Consider the following 21,074-nt stretch of genomic DNA (forward strand, 5'->3'; position numbering starts at 1 on the left):
GCCAGGGATGGCGTGGCCGATCCGCAGGGATGCGGGAATCCTTTGCGATCGGGCATAGCGGGCCTTTCGGCGGCTCCCTGCTAGCAGCCACCCTTTCCTGGCTCCCGACGCAAAACTACTTCTATCCAGCCCTTGTCCACAGGCACCAAAAAAAAACGGCAGGCCGGGTTTCCCCTGACCTGCCGTTTCTGCAACAAACCTCAGCTTACCTCAGACAAATTACTCTTCGTCTTCAGCCGCGTCGTCTTCGTCTTCTGCATCCGCTTCCGGTGCAATCTCTTCATCGTCGATCTCTGCTTCCGGCGCGATATCATCCTCGCCTTCCGCCACGCTACCGTCGATTGAATCCAGCTCTTCTTCTTCAACCGGCTCGGCAACACGTTGCAGAGCGACTACGTTCTCATCCTCTGCGGTACGAATCAGAATCACACCCTGGGTATTACGACCCACGACGCTCACTTCTGACACGCGGGTACGCACCAGCGTACCGGCATCGGTGATCATCATAATCTGATCGCCATCGACTACCTGAACTGCGCCAATCACCGGACCATTACGCTCGGTCACTTTGATTGAAATCACACCCTGCGTCGCACGCGACTTGGTCGGATATTCGCTGTTGGCAGTACGCTTGCCGTAACCATTCTGCGTTACGGTCATGATTGCACCCTCTTCACGCGGCACAATCAGAGAGACAACGCGATCGCCTTCAGCCAGCCTGATGCCGCGTACGCCAGAGGCGGTACGACCCATCGCACGGACTGCGGTTTCTGCAAAGCGCACCACTTTACCGGCCGCGGAGAACAGCATCGCTTCGTCATTACCGTTGGTCAGCGCCACACCGATCAGCTCATCGTCATCACGCAGATTCACGGCAATAATGCCGGCGCTGCGCGGACGGCTGAACTCTTTCAGCGCGGTCTTCTTCACGGTTCCCAGTGCGGTCGCCATAAAGATATTGAAGCCTTCGGTATACTCACGTACCGGCAGGATCGCCGTAATACGCTCGTTGGCTTCCAGCGGCAGCAGGTTAACGATTGGACGTCCACGCGCGCCACGGCTTGCTTCCGGCAGCTGATAAACCTTCATCCAGTAGAGACGGCCACGGCTTGAGAAGCAAAGAATCGTGTCATGGGTATTGGCCACCAGCAGACGATCAATGAAGTCCTCTTCTTTGATACGTGCGGCTGACTTGCCTTTACCACCACGACGCTGCGCTTCATAGTCGGTCAGCGGCTGATACTTCACATAGCCCTGATGCGACAGCGTTACAACAACATCTTCCTGATTGATCAGGTCTTCAATATTGATGTCTGCAGTGTTCGCCGTAATCTCTGTGCGACGCTCATCGCCGAACTGATCACGCATCAGCTCCAGTTCTTCACGGATTACTTCCATCAGACGATCGGCGTTAGACAGAATGCGCAACAGCTCCGCGATCTGCTCCAGCAGACCTTTATACTCATCCAGCAGCTTCTCGTGCTCAAGGCCGGTCAGTTTCTGCAGACGCAGATCCAGAATCGCCTGAGCCTGCTGCTCGGTCAGATAGTACTGACCTTCACGGATGCCGTACTGCGGATCCAGCCACTCCGGACGGGCGGCGTCATCGCCTGCACGTTCCAGCATCGCTGACACGTTACCGAGATCCCACGCCTGAGCAATCAGACCCGCTTTCGCTTCTGCCGGGTTCGGTGCACGACGAATCAGCTCGATAATCGGATCGATATTCGCCAGCGCAATCGCCAGACCTTCCAGGATGTGCGCACGGTCACGGGCTTTACGCAGTTCGAAAATGGTACGACGCGTAACGACTTCACGACGATGGCGAACGAAGGCGTCCAGAATCTCCTTCAGTGCCATAATCTTCGGCTGGCCCTGATGCAGAGCCACCATGTTGATACCAAACGAGGTCTGCAACTGGGTCAGTGAATAGAGATTATTCAGAACCACTTCGCCGACTGCATCGCGTTTGATTTCAATCACGATACGCATGCCGTCTTTATCAGACTCATCGCGCAGTGCGCTGATGCCTTCGACACGCTTCTCTTTCACCAGCTCCGCAATCTTCTCAATCAGGCGTGCTTTGTTAACCTGATACGGCAGCTCGTGAATAATGATGGTCTCGCGGCCCGTTTTAGCATCCGCTTCCACTTCGCCACGCGCACGAATATAAATCTTACCGCGTCCGGTGCGGTACGCTTCTTCAATACCACGGCGACCATTAATGATGGCGGCGGTCGGGAAATCTGGCCCCGGAATGTGCTCCATCAGCTCTTCGATACTGATGTCTTCATTTTCGATGTATGCCAGGCAGCCGTTAATCACTTCACGCAGGTTGTGCGGTGGAATGTTGGTTGCCATACCCACGGCGATACCGGAAGAACCGTTCACCAGCAGGTTAGGGATTTTGGTCGGCAGAACTTCAGGGATCTGCTCAGTGCCGTCGTAGTTCGGTACGAAATCGACGGTCTCTTTTTCCAGGTCAGCTAACAGGTCGTGGGCGATTTTCGACATGCGAATTTCGGTATAACGCATCGCCGCAGCGGAGTCGCCGTCGATGGAACCGAAGTTGCCTTGTCCGTCCACCAGCATGTAACGCAGGGAGAAAGGCTGGGCCATACGTACAATGGTGTCGTAAACGGCGGAATCACCATGCGGGTGATATTTACCGATAACGTCACCGACGACGCGGGCAGATTTTTTATAGGGTTTGTTCCAGTCGTTACCCAGTACGCTCATCGCAAAAAGAACGCGACGGTGAACCGGCTTCAGGCCATCACGCACATCGGGTAAAGCTCGGCCAACGATGACCGACATGGCGTAACCGAGGTAAGAATTCTTTAATTCTTCTTCGATATTGACCGGTGTAATTTCTCTCGCAAGGTCGCTCATGGAGCCGCTATCCCTCTACTTAATCCCGGATTTTAAAGGTGCGAAAGTATATCACACTGCAATGCTCTGGTGAACGTTAACCACCGATTTCCCCCGCTTTTCATTGCCCCTGAAAGGTGTGCCAACTGCGGTTAAGCGTTTATACTGTGGGCACATTTTGTCAGGAGTTACGATTCAATGAATGCACAACCGCAGAATCATCAGCACAACGTCGATGCGCAGGAAATTGCCAAGTTTGAGGCCGTTGCCTCGCGCTGGTGGGATCTGGAGGGTGAATTTAAACCGTTGCACCGTATCAACCCGCTGCGCCTGGGCTACATCGCACAGCACAGCAATGGCCTGTTCGGTAAAACCGTGCTCGACGTCGGATGCGGCGGTGGCATTTTATCCGAAAGCATGGCGCGTGAAGGCGCAGTCGTGACCGGTCTGGATATGGGTGCGGAACCGCTGGCCGTGGCGCGCCTGCATGCCCTGGAGAGCGGCGTGACGCTGGACTACGTGCAGCAGACCGTTGAAGAGCATGCGGAGCAGAACGCCGGAAAATATGATGTGGTGACCTGCATGGAAATGCTGGAGCACGTGCCGGATCCCCGCTCGGTGATTCACGCCTGTGCGAAGCTGGTTAAACCCGGCGGCGAAGTTTTTTTCTCGACGCTGAACCGCAATCCCAAAGCCTGGCTGCTGGCGATCTTTGGCGCAGAATATGTACTCCGCATGCTGCCGCGCGGCACCCATGACGTGAAGAAGTTTATCCGTCCTTCCGAACTGCTGGGCTGGGTCGATGAAACGACGCTGCGTGAACGTAACATCATCGGCCTGCACTATAATCCGTTGACTAATCGCTTCAAACTGGCCCCGGGTACTGACGTGAATTATATGGTGCATACCCACCGCGCCGTCTGAGTGAAAATGCCCGTCTGAATGCAGGCGGGTATTATTAAACCTGAGTAGCGTTAACGAAGTACTTAAAAGCATCCACTCATTGAGCGTAATAATTGCTGCTTTTGTTCACGCATCACGTCAAATATATGCAAGCGGTTCACATCACCTCCCTGGCTGATAACATTCATCAGCACATCAGGATAACACCCCTACCTGAAATAGAATAAACCCTAGCTTCCCCGCCTTAGATCAATTGAATGTAAACTTCATAATCCAATTTAATTAAATGAATAACATACAACCTGAAAATTTAAAAATAGCATTAATTTCAATAACAAAAAATAAAACAACGCGAGTGAGAAACTCATAATTAATTATTACCGAGACAAAACACCGTGAACGAAAAAATCTCACTGAGGACTGAAATAGGGGTTTAGTCACACTGTGACAGGCTTCAAAAAACCGCCTCTAAAATTTCAATATACTAGAATGGTAGAGTTATAAATCGTTTCACCTGGATAAGATCAACTTCATCAATGTTAAGGATAACCATGACGCCCTTTTTATCGCTCTTTTGGGTATTAGCCGGTATCGCGATATTAGTCTTACTCAATCTGAAGTATAAATTTCACAATGTCTTCTCTCTGCTGATTGCAGGCATGTTTGTCGCCATCATGGTTGGCATCCCGGCAGATAAAATCGTCGGCGTCGTCCAGCAGGGCATCGGCAGCATCATGGGTCACCTGGCGCTGATCATTATATTCGGCGCGATTATTGGCAAGTTCATGACCGAATCCGGTGCCAGTCAGCAGATAGCGGACACCGTCATCCGCCATTGCGGCACCCGCTTTCTCTCTACCGGACTGATGTTTATCGGTGTCATCTTCGGTATCGCGATGTTTTACGAGGTGGCCTTCCTGATTGCGATGCCGCTGGTAATGAACATCGCTAAAAAAGCAGATATCCCCTACATGAAGCTGGTCATCCCTACGGTGGTCGGCGCAACAATGGGACACAGCCTGTTTCCACCTCAGCCGGGACCGGTCGCTCTGATCAGCGCATTCAACGCGGATATCGTGCAGGTCTATCTTTACGGCGTTGTGGTGATTATCCCAGCGCTGTTCTGTGCGGGCGTTTTACTGCCCCGCTTCCTGCCGGGAATCAGCCGTATTCCGCTGAACTCCATGATCAAACCGATCAAAGAGCTGGCCCCTGAAGATCTCCCTTCTTTCAGAATCAGTATTCTGATCCCGCTGATCCCTGCGGTGCTGATGATCGTGGCGTCGGTCGTCAAACCGCTAGCCGGTGATGGCTCTGAGCTGACACGCGTCTTTAAACTGCTGGGCAGTGCGGAAGTCAGCATGCTGTTCGCCACGCTGGCTGCGATGTGGTTTCTGGGTGTTAAGCGGGGGATGACCTCCGAAGGCATCACGCATCACGTCACCCACTCGATTTCACAGATTTCCAACGTGCTGTTTGTTATCAGTGCCGGCGGTATCCTCAAACAGGTGATCATTGACTCTGATGTGGGCGACAGCATTGTCCAGCTCATGAGTCATGTGCCCTTCTCTCCCTTTATTATCGCCTGGTTAATCACAGCGGTGATCCGCATTCTGACCGGCCAGGGTGCAGTGGCCGCCATTACCTCGGCGGGCATTGTGGCTCCGATGATTGAGGCCTTTCATCTTAATCCGGCGCTGATGGTGCTGGCCGTCGCCTGCGGCAGTAACACCATCACACTGATGTATGACGGCGGCTTCTTACTGTTCAAAGAAACTTTTGGTATCTCCATGAAGGACACCTTCAAAACCTGGGGACTGCTGGAGTTGATCAACTCAGTTGTCGGTCTGGGTATGGTCATCCTGGTCAGCCAGTTCATCTAGTTCTTCCGCCTCTGCTGTAAAAGATTTATGGCAGAGGCGATTCTCATTCGCTGAGTGCCCCAGCAAAGAGACAACGCCGCAGGTGACTGCACCTGAACGCATTCTGTTATGTGCCAGAGAGTTACGCCGCTGTGTCAGTGAGCCGTCAGAAATGGCGACAGCGGCCTGGCTCGCCTGCCGTATTGCGCTAGCGGCTTTTACTCATTTTTCATCTGTTTTTTCGCTGAATCGTGAGGATTGAATAAGAAACACGCGCCCGATCATAATAAGAAAAAAAAGTGTGATCCGGTTGACATGTTGCCAGGCCTTACAAGGCGTGGGCTAAGAAATTTCGCAAGAATTACAACCCCTCCAGCCATCATTTTTTGCTCTTGTTAAGCGGCCGTAAAATACTAAAATATGCCCCATGTAGTTATGACTTTTCTCATCACCCCCTAGATGTAGTGTTTATCCACACATTATTCACAATGAATAGGCTGTGTATAAACCGGGATTTCTTTTAATTTTTGGATACTCACGCAAAGGTAAATACGCGACATGAACCAGAGTCTGCTCGTTACTAAACGCGATGGCCGCCAGGAGCGCATTGATCTCGACAAAATTCACCGTGTGCTGGACTGGGCAGCTGAAGGGCTGAACAACGTCTCAGTTTCACAGGTCGAACTGCGCTCCCACATTCAGTTCTATGATGGAATCAAAACTTCAGACATTCATGAAACCATCATCAAGGCCGCAGCAGACCTCATCTCTCGCGATGCCCCTGACTATCAGTACCTGGCTGCCCGCCTGGCGATCTTCCACCTGCGCAAAAAAGCGTACGGTCAGTTTGAGCCGCCGAAGCTTTATGACCAGGTTGTTAAGATGGTCGACATGGGCAAATATGATCGCCACCTGCTGGAAGATTACAGCCCGGAAGAGTTCGCGCAGATGGACGAGTTCCTCGACCACTGGCGTGACATGAACTTCTCCTATGCCGCTGTTAAGCAGCTGGAAGGCAAATATCTGGTCCAGAACCGCGTCTCAGGTGAAATCTACGAGAGCGCGCAGTTCCTCTACATTCTGGTCGCTGCCTGCCTGTTCTCTGGCTACCCGCGCGACACGCGTATGGATTACATCAAGCGTTTCTATGATGCGATCTCCACGTTTAAAATCTCACTGCCAACGCCAATCATGTCGGGCGTGCGTACCCCGACGCGTCAGTTCAGCTCCTGTGTGCTGATCGAGTGCGGCGACAGCCTGGACTCCATCAACGCCACCTCCAGCGCGATTGTGAAATATGTTTCTCAGCGTGCCGGTATCGGTATCAACGCCGGTCGTATCCGTGCGCTGGGTAGCCCGATTCGTGGCGGTGAAGCGTTCCACACCGGCTGTATCCCGTTCTACAAGCATTTCCAGACTGCGGTGAAGTCCTGTTCTCAGGGCGGCGTGCGCGGCGGTGCAGCAACGCTGTTCTACCCGATGTGGCATCTGGAAATCGAAAGCCTGCTGGTACTGAAAAACAACCGTGGTGTTGAAGGCAACCGCGTGCGTCACATGGACTACGGTGTACAGCTTAACAAGCTGATGTATCAGCGCCTGCTGAAAGGCGAAGATATCACCCTGTTCAGCCCGTCTGATGTGCCTGGCCTGTATGATGCGTTCTTCGCCGATCAGGATGAGTTCGAACGTCTTTACACCAAATATGAGCAGGATCAGAGCATTCGCAAGCAGCGTGTTAAAGCGGTCGATCTCTTCTCCCTGATGATGCAGGAACGTGCCTCTACTGGCCGTATCTACATTCAGAACGTCGATCACTGCAACACCCACAGCCCGTTTGACCCGCGCATCGCGCCAGTTCGCCAGTCTAACCTCTGCCTGGAAATCGCCCTGCCGACCAAACCGCTGGAAGATGTTAACGACGAAAACGGTGAGATTGCCCTGTGTACGCTCTCGGCGTTCAACCTCGGCGCCATCGAAAGCCTCGACGATCTGGAAGAGCTGGCTACCCTGGCGGTGCGTGCGCTTGATGCGCTGCTCGATTATCAGGATTATCCGATTCCGGCTGCCCAGCGTGGCGCAATGGGTCGTCGTACCCTGGGTATCGGCGTTATCAACTACGCCTACTATCTGGCGAAGCATGGTGTGCGTTATTCCGATGGCAGCGCCAATGGCCTGACCCACAAAACCTTTGAAGCCATTCAGTATTACCTGCTGAAAGCCTCAAACGAGCTGGCGAAAGAGCAAGGTGCCTGCCCGTGGTTCAATGAAACCACCTATGCGCAGGGCATCATGCCGATCGACACCTACAAGAAAGATCTGGACGCGATCAGCAATGAACCGCTGCATCTCGACTGGGACAGCCTGCGTGAAGAGATCAAAACGCACGGCCTGCGCAACTCGACCCTGTCTGCGCTGATGCCGTCTGAGACCTCGTCGCAGATCTCCAATGCCACCAACGGCATCGAGCCACCACGCGGCCACATCAGCATCAAAGCATCGAAAGATGGCATCCTGCGTCAGGTGGTGCCGGAGTATGAGCGTCTGAAAGACCAGTACGAACTGCTGTGGGAAATGCCGAACAACGACGGCTACCTGCAACTGGTGGGTCTGATGCAGAAGTTCATCGACCAGGCGATTTCGTCTAACACCAACTACGATCCGTCACGCTTTGCCAACGGTAAAGTGCCAATGAAACAGCTGCTGAAAGATCTGCTGACAGCGTACAAGTTCGGCGTTAAAACGCTCTACTATCAGAACACCCGTGACGGTGCGGAAGATGCGCAGGATGACCTGGCACCTTCTATCCAGGATGATGGCTGCGAGAGCGGCGCCTGTAAAATCTAATGGTCAGGCGGGAGATTCTCCCGCCTCATTCATTTCACGAGGCCTGGCTTCGTCTACTTTTGGACAACTTTTATGGCTTACTCCACTTTCTCACAGAACAAAAATGATCAGCTGAAAGAGCCGATGTTTTTCGGTCAGTCCGTAAACGTGGCGCGCTTCGACCAGCAAAAATATGACATCTTTGAAAAGCTGATCGAAAAGCAGCTCTCGTTCTTCTGGCGTCCGGAAGAGGTTGATGTCTCGCGCGACCGTATCGACTACCAGGCGCTGCCGGATCACGAAAAGCATATCTTCATCAGCAACCTGAAGTATCAGACGCTGCTGGATTCAATTCAGGGTCGTAGCCCGAACGTCGCCCTGCTGCCGCTGATCTCGATTCCTGAGCTGGAAACCTGGATTGAAACCTGGGCGTTCTCCGAGACGATTCACTCCCGTTCTTACACCCATATCATCCGTAATATCGTTAACGATCCTGCGGTGGTGTTTGACGATATCGTCACCAATGAGCAGATTCTGGCGCGTGCCCAGGATATCTCACGCTATTACGACGATCTGATTGAGATGACCAACTACTGGCATCAGCTGGGCGAAGGCACTCATAAGGTCAACGATAAAGAGGTTGTCGTCAGCCTGCGCGCCCTCAAGAAGCAGCTCTATATCTGTCTGATGAGCGTCAATGCGCTGGAAGCGATCCGCTTCTATGTCAGCTTCGCCTGTTCATTCGCATTCGCAGAGCGCGAGCTGATGGAAGGTAACGCTAAAATCATCAAGCTGATCGCCCGCGATGAAGCGCTGCACCTGACCGGCACTCAGCACATGCTGAACCTGCTGCGCAGCGGTGAAGACGATCCAGAGATGAAAGAGATTGCGGCAGAGTGCCGTGAAGAGTGCTTTGAGCTGTTTAAGAAGGCGGCGCTGCAGGAGAAAGAGTGGGCGGAATATCTGTTCAGCGGCGGTTCCATGATCGGCCTGAACAAAGACATTCTCTGCCAGTACATTGAGTACATCACCAATATCCGTATGCAGGCAGTGGGCCTTGATCTGCCCTTCCAGACGCGCTCTAACCCGATTCCATGGATCAACTCGTGGCTGGTGTCTGACAACGTGCAGGTTGCGCCACAGGAAGTGGAAGTGAGCTCCTATCTGGTGGGTCAGATCGATTCTGAAGTAGGCGCTAACGACTTCGACGACTTCCAGCTTTAATCATGAGCCGCGACGTTGTTATTCTGCGCAGTTCCGGCACCCGGCTGGAATGCGCAGAAGATCACCCTAATCTGCTGTCCCTGCTGGAAGCCAATAATCTTTGCGTAGAGTTTCAGTGCCGCGAAGGTTACTGCGGCTCCTGCCGGATGCGGCTGCTGAAAGGCGAAGTGCATTACCCACAGCGGCCGCTGGCCTTTGTGCAGCAGGATGAGATCCTGCCCTGCTGCTGCAAAGCTAAAGGCGAGATTGAGCTTGAGTTATAACTGAGGTGGAGCAAGTCTGGCTTGATTTGCTGTGGGATCGAGTCCGCTTAGGGAACACGGTCAGATCGGAAAGACGCAAAAAGCGTCATCCCTGACAGCTCGGCCCGCGCGATTACGCACCTAATCCCTGAGGTGCGCCCGTTGCCGGGCCAACGCGTTGCGTTGTTCAAAAACGCTCCCGGCGTTTTTGTCCCAGGCGCGGGACGCTTTCCTCCTCTGCCCGTGTTCCCCGCGCTTTGAGCTTATTTATTGTTGTGAGAGTGCCCTGGGGTAATTCGCAGTCACAAATAAAACGGGCGCCTCAGGCGCCGGTTTTGCTTTCACTGAAATTACTGTCTGACAGTTTCAACCACATCAATCCAGCCGTGACCGGTGCTCACTTCACTGCCATGTAACCAGCGGCGCAGCATGTTCATCGCCATCATCGCCACCACCTTCTGTCGCGTCTCCAGATTATGGCGGCCGGTGCTGAACTTCACGCGCTGACCAAAACTGGCATCCGGTGTATGCAGCGCTATCGAAATCTCTTCCTGTTCAAGGCTGCCAACAGAGAGCGCCAGCGCTACCTGCTGCTGCGCGGCCAGATCGCGGGTGCGGTTCACCTGCTGCTCCAGCGTCTCCTGCCGGGCTGGCAGGATGTCAGCACCACGCAACGGCACGCTGGCGGCGGCCAGTTGCCAGTAAAGCAGTCCGGCGGTGTATTGCTCGCTGACCGCCAGTTGCTCACCGCGCTGCTCCAGCTCACGTGCCAGCAACGCCGGTAAGCCTTCCGTACCTTCAAAGATGGTGCACTCCGCCAGCAGCAGACGCACCTGCTGCCACACCTGCTCCATCGCCACCCGCTGACTGGCCGGGCCGGTCAGTTTGATCTCGATAATCGGCATCGATGAGCGATACCCCATCACCACGCCTTCCGGCAACGCCAGCGGCTCCAGTTCCGCGGCAATATCACTTTCACCGCGACCAAAGGTGGTCAGTCGCAGACAAATCGGCGGCTCGGGCGGCGAGAATTTTGCTTTCAGGCGGGGAATGATCTGCTGCTCAACCATCACTTTAAATTCAGACGGCACGCCAGGCGTGAAGAACATCCAGCAGCGATTGAGTTGCAGGGCAAAGCCACAGGCGGTTCCGACCGGATTATCAATCAGCTCCGCATTAGCCGGGATTTCAGCCTGCTTGCGATTGCTGGCCGCCATCACCCGTCCTCGGCTGGCGAACCAGGCTTCCATCTGTTCCAGCCAGTCCTGCTGCATCTGCAATTCAACCCCACAGGCGCGGGCCGCCGCCAGCGCACTCAGATCGTCACTGGTTGGCCCCAGCCCGCCGTTGACGATCAGCACATCGGCTTCATGACTGCGTGCCTGCAGCGTGGCGATGAGCGACTCCAGTGAATCCCCTACTGTGGTGCGGCTGGTCATCGGTAAACCCTGCTGGAACAGTATGTCCGCCAGCCAGGCTGCGTTGGTATCGACGATTTGGCCATGCAGCACCTCATCCCCGGTCGACAGCATCTCTACTCTAATCACGTCGGATTCTCCTTTTCACGTTTGCTTAACTGTAGGAAGTCCACAGGCGAAACACAATCGGCATCTCCCGTGATCGTGACCATTGCGCCTGGGGCAGCACGTTGCGCATAAAGATAGCGGGGGCGAAGCAGGATTAGAGGGAAGTGGGTGTGTCATGCGCGTAAAAAAACCAATAAAAACGGCGGGATTTCCCCGCCGCTTTTTTACTGCTGATGTCTGCTAAAACTCAAACCGCGAGTCGTGATTAACGACGCGCCAGCAGCAGACCGAGTACCAGACCGGCGGTTGCACCGATACCGACACCCTGCCACGGTTTTTCGTGCACGTAATCATCTGCACGGTACGCCGCCTGTTTAGCGCGATAGTAGTAGCTATCGGACGCCTGGCTGACACGGGATTTCACATCGTTCAGCGCCTGTTCGGCTTTGCTTTTAAGCTCAATGTACTTCTGATCGGCCGGATCGCCTGATGCCTTAAGCACTTCTTCCAGGGTTTCGGTCAGTAACGCAATATCGTCATCGAGGCCCGATTCGAATTGATTTGTCTGATTTACCATCATTTCCTCCGTGTGAATTGCAAAGCAGTCCATTAACTATAGACATAATCTGACGCTCTGCTGATTTCCTGCTCCAGGAATCACCTGATTTTTCATCTGTTAATCTGACTCAGTGCAGGCGGTGCGCCGTTTCGCTGCGCAAAGAACGGTAAGACGCAGCGGCAACCGCCGAATTTCGCTTCGCTTCTTTGATTAATCTGATAAATTTTGTCGTGACTGAATTTTCCAGTAACCCTACTGTCGTACCCCTCTGTTGCCTGTGATTATCGGGCCATGAAAGTGCATTTTGCACAACAGTCACGACACCCTCGAACAGCTAAGGAATGATCTCTGGCATGAATCGAAGAATGTTTATGAAAGCGTCAATGGCCTTCTCTGCCGTCAGCGGCATGACCGGCCTGTCAACGCTGTTTGCGCAATCCGCATGGGCAGAAGATGGCATTGCTGACGGAACCGCCGTACGCTTCGATTTCGACGTATTGAAGAAAAACGCGGCTGCGCTGGCGAAGAAACCCTGGGGCGGTGCACCAGGCGCGCTGCCGGAGACGCTGGCCACACTGACCCCGCAGGCGTACAACGAAATTCAGTATGACGCCAACCACTCACTCTGGAACAACCTGCCCGATCGTCAACTGGACGTGCAGTTCTTCCATGTCGGTATGGGCTTCAAGCGGCGCATCCGCATGTTCTCTGTTGATGGTGAAAGCCGCCAGGCGCGCGAAATTCACTTCCGCCCTGAGCTGTTTAACTACAACAATGCGAAGGTTGATACGAAGCAGCTGGAAGGCAAAACTGACCTCGGCTTCGCCGGTTTCCGCGCCTTTAAAAAACCGGAACTGGCCCGTCGCGATATCGTCTCGTTCCTGGGCGCAAGCTACTTCCGTGCCGTTGACGACACTTACCAGTACGGCCTCTCGGCGCGTGGTGTTGCGATCAACACCTTCAGCAATGGTCAGGAAGAGTTCCCCGATTTCACCGCCTTCTGGTTCGAAACGCCAAAAGCGGAAGATACCACTTTTACCTGTTACGCCCTGCTGGATGGTGCCAGCGTCACCGGTGCCTATAAGTTCATCATCCACTGCGAAGAGAAACGCGTGGTGATGGAGGTGGAGAACCACCTGTTCGCACGTAAAGAGATCCGTCAGATTGGCATCTCGCCTATGACCAGCATGTTCAGCTGCGGCACCAACGAGCGCCGCATGTGTAACACCTACCATCCACAGATCCACGACTCCGATCGTCTGGCGATGTGGACCGGTAAAGGCGAATGGATTGCCCGTCCGCTGAATAATCCACAGCGGCTGCAGTTCAACGCCTATGAAGATGAGAATCCGCGTGGTTTTGGCCTGCTGCAGTTGAATCACGACTTCAAAGATTATCAGGATGTGATTGGCTGGTATGACAAACGTCCGAGCCTGTGGGTTGAGCCGGTCGGCAAGTGGGGCAAAGGCGCGATTAACCTGATGGAGATCCCGACCACCGGTGAAACGCTGGATAACGTGGTCTGCTTCTGGCAACCGGCTGAGCCGGTCAAAGCGGGCAGCGAGCTGAACTTCTCCTACAAGCTTTACTGGAGTGGTCTGCCGCCGGTACGAAGCGGTCTGGCGCGCGTGGATGCCACCCGTACCGGTATCGGTGGTTTCCCGGAAGGCTGGGCGCCTGGCGAACACTTCCCGGAAACCTGGTGCCGCCGCTTCGCCATCGATTTTATTGGTGGTGATCTGCAGGCCGCTGCGCCGAAAGGTATTGAACCGGTGATTACCGTTTCATCCGGTAGCGTGAAGCAGGTTGAGATTCTGTATGTCGATCCGCTCCAGGGATACCGCATCCTGTTTGACTGGTATCCGAACAGCGATTCCACCCAGCCGGTGGAGATGCGTCTGTTCCTGCGTAGCAAGGATGAGACGCTGAGTGAAACCTGGCTTTATCAGTATTTCCCGCCTGCGCCGGATCAGCGAAAATATGTCGATGACCGTCAGATGACGGTGGGTTAATGGAAAAAGGCGAGGCTCAGGCCTCGCCTTTTTTATGGCGCGTTCTTCAGCATATCGACGTGCGGGATACCATCTTCCAGGTAGTTCTCCCCCACCGCCACAAAGCCATGCTGCCCATAGAAGTTTTCCAGATGCGCCTGAGCGGAGAGAAACATGTCACGGCCTGGCCAGTGCTGCTGACAACTGCTGATCGCCTGCTCCATCAGACGATTGCCCAGACGCGCACCGCGAACCCGATCTGACACGATCACCCGTCCGATCTTCACCGGGCTGGTCTCATCCTCTGGCGTGATAAGTCGCGCATAAGCCACCAGTTGGTCATCCGCCATACCCAACAGATGCCGGTTTTCCGCCTGCAAATCTTTGCCATCCACATCAAGGTAAGCACACTGCTGTTCTACCACGAACACGGCGCTGCGCAACGCCAGCAACGCATAGAGTTCTGATGTGGTGAGTTCACTATGGTGTTTATCCTGCCAGTCAATGTTCATGGTCTCTCCTTGCTAAACAAAACACTCTACATCAGCGCGGTATCGCCAGCACCTGTTGCTGACCTCGTCTGACAGGCAAAAAAAATCAGGCCCGAAGGCCTGATTCATCAATTGCAGTCATCTGCTTACATCAGTGGCTGAGCCATCTGCACCAGTCTGATCAGCGGCTGCGGGTAGACACCTAACAGCAGCACCAGAATGGCAGAGATCAGGACGACCACACCACCGGCCGTAAATGCCCAGTTAGCCGGGGTATCACGGGTATGCAGTTCCGGCGGGCTGAGGTAAAGACTTACCGTCACGCGCAGATAGTAGTAGAGGCCAATCGCACTACCCGCGACCACAGCACCGGTCAGCCACCACAGGTGCGCACTCACACCTGAAGCGATCACGTAGAATTTACCGATAAAGCCCAGCGTCATCGGGATACCCGCCAGCGACAGCATCATCACCGTCATCACAGCTGACAGGATAGGACGATGCCAGAACAGACCACGATAAGAGTAGAGCGAATCAGCATCCGGGCCACGATACGGGCTGGACATCAGACTCACCACACCAAAGGCTCCCAGGCTGCTGAATAGATAACCGGCCAGGTAAACGCCTGAGGTTTCCAGCGACAGCTGATGATCTTTCACCGCAATCAGCGCCACCAGCAGATAACCGAGGTGGGCGATAGAGGAGTAACCCAGCAGACGCTTGATGTTGCTCTGAGAAATCGCCATCAGGTTACCGAACAGAATCGACACGAAGGCGATCATGGCCAGCACGGTGCGTACCGCTTCGCTGTCGGTCACCGGTGCGTACATAAACAGACGCATGATAACACCGAAGATCGCAATCTTGCTGGCAGTGGCCAGGAAGGTTGAAACCGGCGCAGGCGCACCCTGATACACATCGGGCGTCCAGAGGTGGAACGGAACCAGAGAGAGCTTGAAGCCCAGACCGATAATCATCATGCCCAGACCCACCAGCAGCAGTGGCTCGTGGATCATGCTATCAGTCAGGCTCTGGCCCAGCGCAACGAAGCTCAGGTTACCGGAGTCGGCGTAGATCAGCGCGATACCAAACAGCAGGAACGATGAGGCCGCCGCAGAAAGAATGGTGTATTTCAGCGCCGCTTCCAGCGAACGTTTCTGGCGGAAAGCGTAGCCAATCAGACCAAACAGCGGCAGCGACAGCAGCTCAATGCCGATGAACAGCGAGGCCAGATGATTAGCACTGGCCAGCACGATGCCACCGAGGGCCGCAATCAGCACCAGCAGATAGAACTCATCTTTGTTGTCCGGGTAACCCGCCAGCCATGGATAGGCAAAGGTACAGGTTGCCAGACTCGCCAGCATCACCAGCGCGGTATAGAACATCGAATAGCCATCGACGCGCAGCAGCGGCGTGACATCCATCGCCCCGACCTGACCGACAAAGTAGAGCGAGAGCAGCGCCAGGTTCAGGCCAACTACCGTTAGCGTGGCGTTAACGAAGTGGTTGCGTCGCCAGGCAATGGACAGCATCACAACCACCACCGTCAATCCGACGATTAACAGCGGTAGCAACGCAATCAATTGGTGAGGAGTTATTGTCATGGCGAATTACGGCCTTGTAGTTGAAATTGAAGCGGTAAACCACTGCTGAATATTGCTCATGGCAGCGTGCGAAGTATCCAGAATCGGCTGTGGATAGACGCCCAGCAGCACCAGCAGCACCACCAGAACACCGATGGTCATAAACTCACGCGGTGACATGCCTGGCAGCGGATCTTTCGATTTCGCTTCGCCATAGTAAGCGCGCTGCATCATCACCAGCGAGTAAATCGAGGCGAACACCAGACCAAAGGTCGCGATGATGATAATCATCGGCACCACCTGGAAGCTGCCGGTCAGAATCATAAATTCGCCGACGAAGTTACCGGTGCCTGGCATACCGAGGTTGGCGACAGCAAAGAACAGCGACAGACCTGGAATCCATTTGATGCGCGACCACAGGCCACCCATCTGACGCATATCACGGGTATGCAGACGCTCATATAGCTGACCACACAGAATGAAGAGTGCTGCAGCGGACAGACCGTGCGCAATCATCTGAATCACCGCACCCTGCAACGCCAGCTGGCTGCCGGTGTAGATGGCAATCAGCACAAAGCCCATGTGAGAAATCGAGGTGTAAGCAATCAGACGCTTGATATCGGTCTGCGAGAAGGCCATCCAGGCACCGTAGAAGATACCGATGATGCCTAACCACATCGCGATTGGCGCAAACTCGGCTGACGCGTTCGGGAACAGCGGCAGACTGAAACGCAGTAAGCCATAAGCCGCGGTTTTCAGCAGGATACCCGCCAGGTCAACAGAACCGGCCGTTGGCGCCTGACTGTGCGCATCCGGCAGCCAGCCGTGCAACGGTACTACCGGCATCTTCACTGCAAAGGCGATAAAGAAGCCCAGCATCAGCAGATATTCAACACCGCTCGACATGGGTGTCTGTAACAGCTGTTCGTAGTTGAATGTCCAGACGCCGGTCGCGTTGTAGTGGACAAACACCAGGCCCAGAATCGCAATCAGCATCACCAGACCCGAAGCCTGGGTATAGATGAAGAATTTGGTCGCAGCGGAAATACGGGTTTTACCGTCTGATGCTTTATGACCCCAGAGCGCGATGAGGAAGTACATCGGCACCAGCATCATTTCCCAGAAGAAGAAGAACAGGAACAGGTCGATGGAGAGGAACACACCGATTACGCCGCCCAGGATCCACATCAGGTTCAGATGGAAGAAGCCCTGATACTTAGAGATCTCATTCCATGAACAGAGCACCGCCATCAGACCGAGCAGACCGGTCAGCACCACCATCAGCAGCGAGAGGCCATCGATGGCTAAATGGAAGCTGATGCCGAAGCGTGGGATCCACGGAACGGAGAAACTTGACTGCCACTGCGGAATGCCCGCTGCCTGCGTCAGTGAATAGCCTCCCTGCAACCAGAGTTGCAGCGAAAGCGCCAACGTCAGCCCCATGGTGATCAGCGCGATCCAGCGTGGCACCTTCGCGCCAAGGCGCTCAGTGAGCCAGCAGATCAGACCGCCGACGAAGGGTATGATAATTAGCCAAGGTAATAACACGGCACACTTCCCTTTTCTTTGTCTTAGTTCGGGCTATCTTACTTGCCATTTTGATTCCCGGCAGTGCTCGCAATCCTCACATACCTCGGTATGCTCCGGTTGCTGTGCGCTGGCGGTAACCAAACTGGCCGCGACGATAACGCCCTTGCTCAGGACAATTTTTGACATTCTCAATGGGCAGATTAGCTAATCTGCCCCGCTCATCAATCTTTAAATCACCAGCAGCAGAGCCAGCACCAGTACGGCACCGAGGCTCATTGACGCCACGTACCAGCGCAGGTAGCCATTCTCACTGACCACCAGGCCTTTGTTGGCAATGCGTGACAGCAGCGCAGGCAGGTTCATCAGGCCATTCAGTGGGTCGCGCTTCAGCAGCCACGCAATACCCAGATAGGGTTTGACGAACACTTTATCGTAGAGCCAGTCGAAGCCCCAGGCCGCAAACCACCAGGTGCCGAAGAAGCGGCCTGGTGCGCTGTTTGCGATACGGGTAACCAGCTCACGTTTGCCCAGCCACAGCGCGGCAGCGATCAGAATGCCGACAATCGCTACGACGCCCGAGGTGATTTCCAGTCCCACTTTGCCCGCTTCACCAAACTCATTGGCTGGCAGTACACCCGCCAGCGGTGGCGTAATCAGCGCACCAATGAAGGTGGAAAGCAGCAGCAGCACAATCAGCGGCAGATGATGGGTAATGCCTTTACCGGCATGCGCATGAATTTTCTCTTCGCCGTGGAACACGATGAAGATCATGCGGAAGGTGTAGATGGAGGTCAGGAACGCCCCCACCAGACCCGCAACCATCAGATTGATGTGACCGTTAGCCAGTGCGCCAAACAGAATCTCATCTTTACTGTAGAAGCCCGCCGTAATCAGCGGCAGTGCCGCCAGCGCCGCGCCACCGACCAGGAAGCAGGTGTAGACCAGCGGAATGCTCTTACGCAGGCCACCCATTTTGAAGATGTTCTGTTCGTGATGGCAGGCCAGAATGACTGAACCTGATGAGAGGAACAGTAACGCTTTAAAGAAGGCGTGCGTCATCAGATGGAAAATCGCCGCATCCCACGCCTGAACACCCAGCGCCAGGAACATGTAGCCAATCTGGCTCATGGTGGAGTAAGCGAGAACACGTTTGATGTCGGTCTGTACCAGCGCGGCAAAGCCTGCCAGCACCAGGGTAATTGCCCCGATGATGCCGACCAGATGCAGCACTTCCGGCGTCAGCAGGAAGAGACCGTGGCTGCGGGCAATCAGGTAAACACCCGCCGTCACCATGGTCGCGGCGTGGATCAGTGCTGAAACAGGTGTCGGACCGGCCATCGCATCTGCCAGCCAGGTCTGTAACGGCAGCTGTGCCGATTTACCGACCGCGCCACCCAGCAGCATCAGCGTTGCCCACTGCAGCATATGGTTGTCTGCGGCAAAGTGCGCCGGTGCCAGTTCCATCATCTCGCGGAAGTTCAGCGTGCCCAGCTCGTTGTAGAGAATGAACAGGCCGAATGCCAGGAAGACGTCGCCCACGCGGGTAATGATGAAGGCTTTCATCGCCGCTTTGCCGTTTTCCGGATTGCTGTAGTAGAAACCGATCAGCAGATAAGAGCAAAGCCCTACCCCTTCCCAGCCCAGATACATCAGCATCAGGTTATCGGCCAGCACCAGAACGACCATGCTGGCGATAAACAGGTTGGTATAGGCGAAGAAGCGGGAGTAGCCCTCTTCTCCACGCATGTACCAGGAGGCGAACATATGAATGAAGAAGCCGACCCCTGTCACGACCGACAGCATGGTCAGCGACAGGCCATCCAGCGTCAGGTTCACCTTCATGTCGAAGTTGCCGACATGCATCCAGGTCCAGAGTGACTGGGTGTAAGCTTGCTGACCACTGGCGAAGAACTCGAAACCGATCATTGCCGTCGTCAGTGCTGCCAGACCCACCGATCCCATACCTACCGTGGCCGACAGGTTTTCAGACCAGCGACCGCGGGAAAACGCTAACAGCAAAAAGCCGATCAGCGGAAATAAGACAGTTAAATAGAGAAGATTCATCCGCGCATCTCGCTCACAGTATCAATGTTCAGCGTCTGACGACGACGATAGAGCTGAAGCAGCAGTGCCAGACCAATACTGGCTTCCGCTGCCGCCAGGCTGATCGCCAGGATATACATCACCTGTCCATCGGCCTGACCCCAATAGCTCCCGGCAACCACCAGGGCTAAGGCGGCGGCGTTGATCATGATTTCAAGGCCGATCAGCATAAACAGCAGATTGCGGCGTATCACCAGCGACGTCAGTCCGAGGACAAACAGCACGGCAGCAAGAATCAATCCATGTTGTAACGGGATCATGCGTTCTCCTTTTTCACCTGAGCGGCGTCAGCATTACGGTTACTCAGGACTTCGCCCTGGCGCTCTTCGCGACCGATATGGAACGCCACGACCAGACCCGCCAGCAGCAGCATAGAGGCCAGTTCAACCGCCAGTACATAAGGACCAAACAGGCTGATGCCGACCGCTTTGGCGTCGATGATGGTGCCATCAATGCCCTGGTCATTCGCCGTCAGGATGGCGTAGATCATCACGACCAGCAGCAGCAATGAAACGATTCCCGGACCAATCCACAGTGACGGGCTGAGCCATTCACGCTCCTGCTTCTCAGTCTGTTTGCCCAGGTTCAGCATCATGACCACGAAGACGAACAGCACCATGATGGCACCGGCATAAACGATAATCTCCAGCGCACCAGCAAAATAGGCACCCATCGAGAAGAAGACGCCCGCAATCGATAACAGCGAAACGATCAGGTACAGCAACGCATGTACCGGATTAGTGTGGGTAATGACGCGCAACGTCGTCAGCACCGCCACCAGTCCGCAAAGATAAAACGCAAATTCCATGCCTTGCTCCTTAAGGTAATAAGCCTTTGACGTCGATAGGCTTAGCTTCGTTTTCCGCTTCGCCCTTATCTTTACCGTCAATCGCCATACCTGCCATGCGGTAGAAGTTGTACTCCGGATATTTACCCGGTCCCGAAATCAGCAGATCGTCCTTTTCATACACCAGATCCTGACGCTTAAACTCACCCAGTTCGAAATCGGGGGTCAGCTGAATCGCCGTGGTCGGGCAGGCTTCTTCACACATGCCGCAGAAAATGCAGCGTGAGAAGTTGATACGGAAGAACTCCGGGTACCAGCGGCCATCTTTGGTTTCGGCTTTCTGCAGTGAAATACAGCCTACAGGACAGGCAACCGCACACAGGTTACAGGCGACGCAACGCTCCTGACCATCCGGATCGCGGGTTAACACGATACGGCCACGATAGCGTGGTGGCAGATAAACCGGCTCTTCCGGATACATCTGAGTTTCACGTTTGGCGAAGGCGTGCAGGCCGATCAGCCAGATACTGCGAACTGTCGTGCCAAAGCCTACGACAATATCTTTCAAAGTCATTTGTT

Annotated in this window: 16 protein-coding genes; 6 read left to right on the forward strand and 10 right to left on the reverse strand. The window is 54.5% G+C overall.

Annotated features, from left to right (window positions below):
- Nucleotides 1-219 precede the first annotated feature (219 nt).
- A complete protein-coding gene (gyrA, locus tag ACN1CO_RS09150) occupies nt 220-2,892 on the reverse strand; it encodes a DNA topoisomerase (ATP-hydrolyzing) subunit A (protein ID WP_419138695.1) in 2,673 nt (890 codons plus the stop codon).
- Nucleotides 2,893-3,069: 177 nt separating this feature from the next.
- On the opposite strand from gyrA, the gene ubiG reads away from it, so the two are divergent.
- The 5 genes from ubiG (at nt 3,070) to yfaE (ending at nt 9,946) form a co-directional block, all read left to right on the forward strand.
- Entirely contained in the window at nt 3,070-3,795 is a 726-nt protein-coding gene (gene ubiG, locus ACN1CO_RS09155) for a bifunctional 2-polyprenyl-6-hydroxyphenol methylase/3-demethylubiquinol 3-O-methyltransferase UbiG (RefSeq protein ID WP_090959232.1), read from the forward strand.
- 530 nt (nt 3,796-4,325) lie between these two features.
- Nucleotides 4,326-5,657: a gluconate:H+ symporter gene (locus ACN1CO_RS09160; RefSeq protein ID WP_419138696.1), complete on the forward strand. Its 1,332-nt coding sequence runs from the start codon at nt 4,326-4,328 to the stop codon at nt 5,655-5,657.
- Between the two features lie 537 nt (nt 5,658-6,194).
- Nucleotides 6,195-8,480 carry a class 1a ribonucleoside-diphosphate reductase subunit alpha gene (nrdA, locus tag ACN1CO_RS09165; protein WP_419138697.1) on the forward strand — a complete coding sequence of 762 codons (2,286 nt, stop codon included), beginning with the start codon at nt 6,195-6,197 and terminating at the stop codon, nt 8,478-8,480.
- Nucleotides 8,481-8,552: 72 nt separating this feature from the next.
- On the forward strand, nt 8,553-9,683 hold the full coding sequence (gene nrdB, locus ACN1CO_RS09170; RefSeq protein ID WP_283547488.1) for a class Ia ribonucleoside-diphosphate reductase subunit beta: 1,131 nt from the start codon (nt 8,553-8,555) through the stop codon (nt 9,681-9,683).
- Between the two features lie 2 nt (nt 9,684-9,685).
- On the forward strand, nt 9,686-9,946 hold the full coding sequence (gene yfaE / locus ACN1CO_RS09175; protein WP_090959225.1) for a class I ribonucleotide reductase maintenance protein YfaE: 261 nt from the start codon (nt 9,686-9,688) through the stop codon (nt 9,944-9,946).
- A 329-nt stretch (nt 9,947-10,275) separates the two neighbouring features.
- Here the strand turns inward: yfaE and ACN1CO_RS09180 are convergent, their stop codons facing one another.
- Nucleotides 10,276-11,472 carry a nicotinamide mononucleotide deamidase-related protein YfaY gene (locus tag ACN1CO_RS09180; protein ID WP_419138698.1) on the reverse strand — a complete coding sequence of 399 codons (1,197 nt, stop codon included), beginning with the start codon at nt 11,470-11,472 and terminating at the stop codon, nt 10,276-10,278.
- 244 nt (nt 11,473-11,716) lie between these two features.
- Nucleotides 11,717-12,028, reverse strand: coding sequence for a stress response protein ElaB (elaB, locus tag ACN1CO_RS09185; protein WP_003854223.1), 312 nt, complete (start codon nt 12,026-12,028; stop codon nt 11,717-11,719).
- 335 nt (nt 12,029-12,363) lie between these two features.
- Here elaB and ACN1CO_RS09190 point away from each other — a divergent pair, with 335 nt between their 5' ends.
- Nucleotides 12,364-14,022 (forward strand): glucan biosynthesis protein D, encoded by a 1,659-nt coding sequence (locus ACN1CO_RS09190; protein ID WP_283547486.1) that lies wholly within the window; start codon nt 12,364-12,366, stop codon nt 14,020-14,022.
- A gap of 32 nt (nt 14,023-14,054) precedes the next feature.
- Here the strand turns inward: ACN1CO_RS09190 and ACN1CO_RS09195 are convergent, their stop codons facing one another.
- The 7 genes from ACN1CO_RS09195 to nuoI all read right to left on the reverse strand — a co-directional run bounded on the left by ACN1CO_RS09195 (nt 14,055) and on the right by nuoI (nt 21,069).
- On the reverse strand, nt 14,055-14,513 hold the full coding sequence (locus tag ACN1CO_RS09195; RefSeq protein ID WP_419138699.1) for a GNAT family N-acetyltransferase: 459 nt from the start codon (nt 14,511-14,513) through the stop codon (nt 14,055-14,057).
- 125 nt (nt 14,514-14,638) lie between these two features.
- A complete protein-coding gene (nuoN, locus tag ACN1CO_RS09200) occupies nt 14,639-16,096 on the reverse strand; it encodes an NADH-quinone oxidoreductase subunit NuoN (protein ID WP_003854230.1) in 1,458 nt (485 codons plus the stop codon).
- Nucleotides 16,097-16,102: 6 nt separating this feature from the next.
- Nucleotides 16,103-17,623, reverse strand: coding sequence for an NADH-quinone oxidoreductase subunit M (gene nuoM, locus ACN1CO_RS09205; RefSeq protein WP_010258081.1), 1,521 nt, complete (start codon nt 17,621-17,623; stop codon nt 16,103-16,105).
- Between the two features lie 210 nt (nt 17,624-17,833).
- Nucleotides 17,834-19,669: an NADH-quinone oxidoreductase subunit L gene (nuoL, locus tag ACN1CO_RS09210; protein ID WP_419138700.1), complete on the reverse strand. Its 1,836-nt coding sequence runs from the start codon at nt 19,667-19,669 to the stop codon at nt 17,834-17,836.
- Nucleotides 19,666-19,968, reverse strand: coding sequence for an NADH-quinone oxidoreductase subunit NuoK (nuoK, locus tag ACN1CO_RS09215; protein ID WP_003854236.1), 303 nt, complete (start codon nt 19,966-19,968; stop codon nt 19,666-19,668). Before nuoK ends, nuoL begins: the two co-directional genes overlap by 4 nt.
- The gene (nuoJ, locus tag ACN1CO_RS09220) at nt 19,965-20,516 is read right to left on the reverse strand and encodes an NADH-quinone oxidoreductase subunit J (RefSeq protein ID WP_003854237.1); all 552 of its coding nucleotides are present in this window, start codon (nt 20,514-20,516) and stop codon (nt 19,965-19,967) included. Before nuoJ ends, nuoK begins: the two co-directional genes overlap by 4 nt.
- 10 nt (nt 20,517-20,526) lie before the next feature.
- Nucleotides 20,527-21,069, reverse strand: a complete 543-nt coding sequence (nuoI, locus tag ACN1CO_RS09225) for an NADH-quinone oxidoreductase subunit NuoI (protein ID WP_003854239.1) — start codon at nt 21,067-21,069, stop codon at nt 20,527-20,529.
- Nucleotides 21,070-21,074: the final 5 nt, after the last annotated feature.

Source organism: Pantoea sp. R13S299, assembly GCF_048515925.1.
Classification (GTDB): Bacteria; Pseudomonadota; Gammaproteobacteria; order Enterobacterales; family Enterobacteriaceae; genus Pantoea.

What these genes read in the sequence shown, in the direction of transcription:
- nuoN (WP_003854230.1), bottom strand. Translation starts at nt 16,096, where the DNA reads ATGACAATAACTCCTCACCAATTGATTGCGTTGCTACCGCTGTTAATC.
- yfaE (WP_090959225.1), top strand. Translation starts at nt 9,686, where the DNA reads ATGAGCCGCGACGTTGTTATTCTGCGCAGTTCCGGCACCCGGCTGGAA.
- ACN1CO_RS09190 (WP_283547486.1), top strand. Translation starts at nt 12,364, where the DNA reads ATGAATCGAAGAATGTTTATGAAAGCGTCAATGGCCTTCTCTGCCGTC.
- nrdA (WP_419138697.1), top strand. Translation starts at nt 6,195, where the DNA reads ATGAACCAGAGTCTGCTCGTTACTAAACGCGATGGCCGCCAGGAGCGC.
- nuoK (WP_003854236.1), bottom strand. Translation starts at nt 19,968, where the DNA reads ATGATCCCGTTACAACATGGATTGATTCTTGCTGCCGTGCTGTTTGTC.
- nuoJ (WP_003854237.1), bottom strand. Translation starts at nt 20,516, where the DNA reads ATGGAATTTGCGTTTTATCTTTGCGGACTGGTGGCGGTGCTGACGACG.
- nuoI (WP_003854239.1), bottom strand. Translation starts at nt 21,069, where the DNA reads ATGACTTTGAAAGATATTGTCGTAGGCTTTGGCACGACAGTTCGCAGT.
- ACN1CO_RS09160 (WP_419138696.1), top strand. Translation starts at nt 4,326, where the DNA reads ATGACGCCCTTTTTATCGCTCTTTTGGGTATTAGCCGGTATCGCGATA.
- nrdB (WP_283547488.1), top strand. Translation starts at nt 8,553, where the DNA reads ATGGCTTACTCCACTTTCTCACAGAACAAAAATGATCAGCTGAAAGAG.
- ubiG (WP_090959232.1), top strand. Translation starts at nt 3,070, where the DNA reads ATGAATGCACAACCGCAGAATCATCAGCACAACGTCGATGCGCAGGAA.
- ACN1CO_RS09195 (WP_419138699.1), bottom strand. Translation starts at nt 14,513, where the DNA reads ATGAACATTGACTGGCAGGATAAACACCATAGTGAACTCACCACATCA.
- nuoL (WP_419138700.1), bottom strand. Translation starts at nt 19,669, where the DNA reads ATGAATCTTCTCTATTTAACTGTCTTATTTCCGCTGATCGGCTTTTTG.
- gyrA (WP_419138695.1), bottom strand. Translation starts at nt 2,892, where the DNA reads ATGAGCGACCTTGCGAGAGAAATTACACCGGTCAATATCGAAGAAGAA.
- elaB (WP_003854223.1), bottom strand. Translation starts at nt 12,028, where the DNA reads ATGGTAAATCAGACAAATCAATTCGAATCGGGCCTCGATGACGATATT.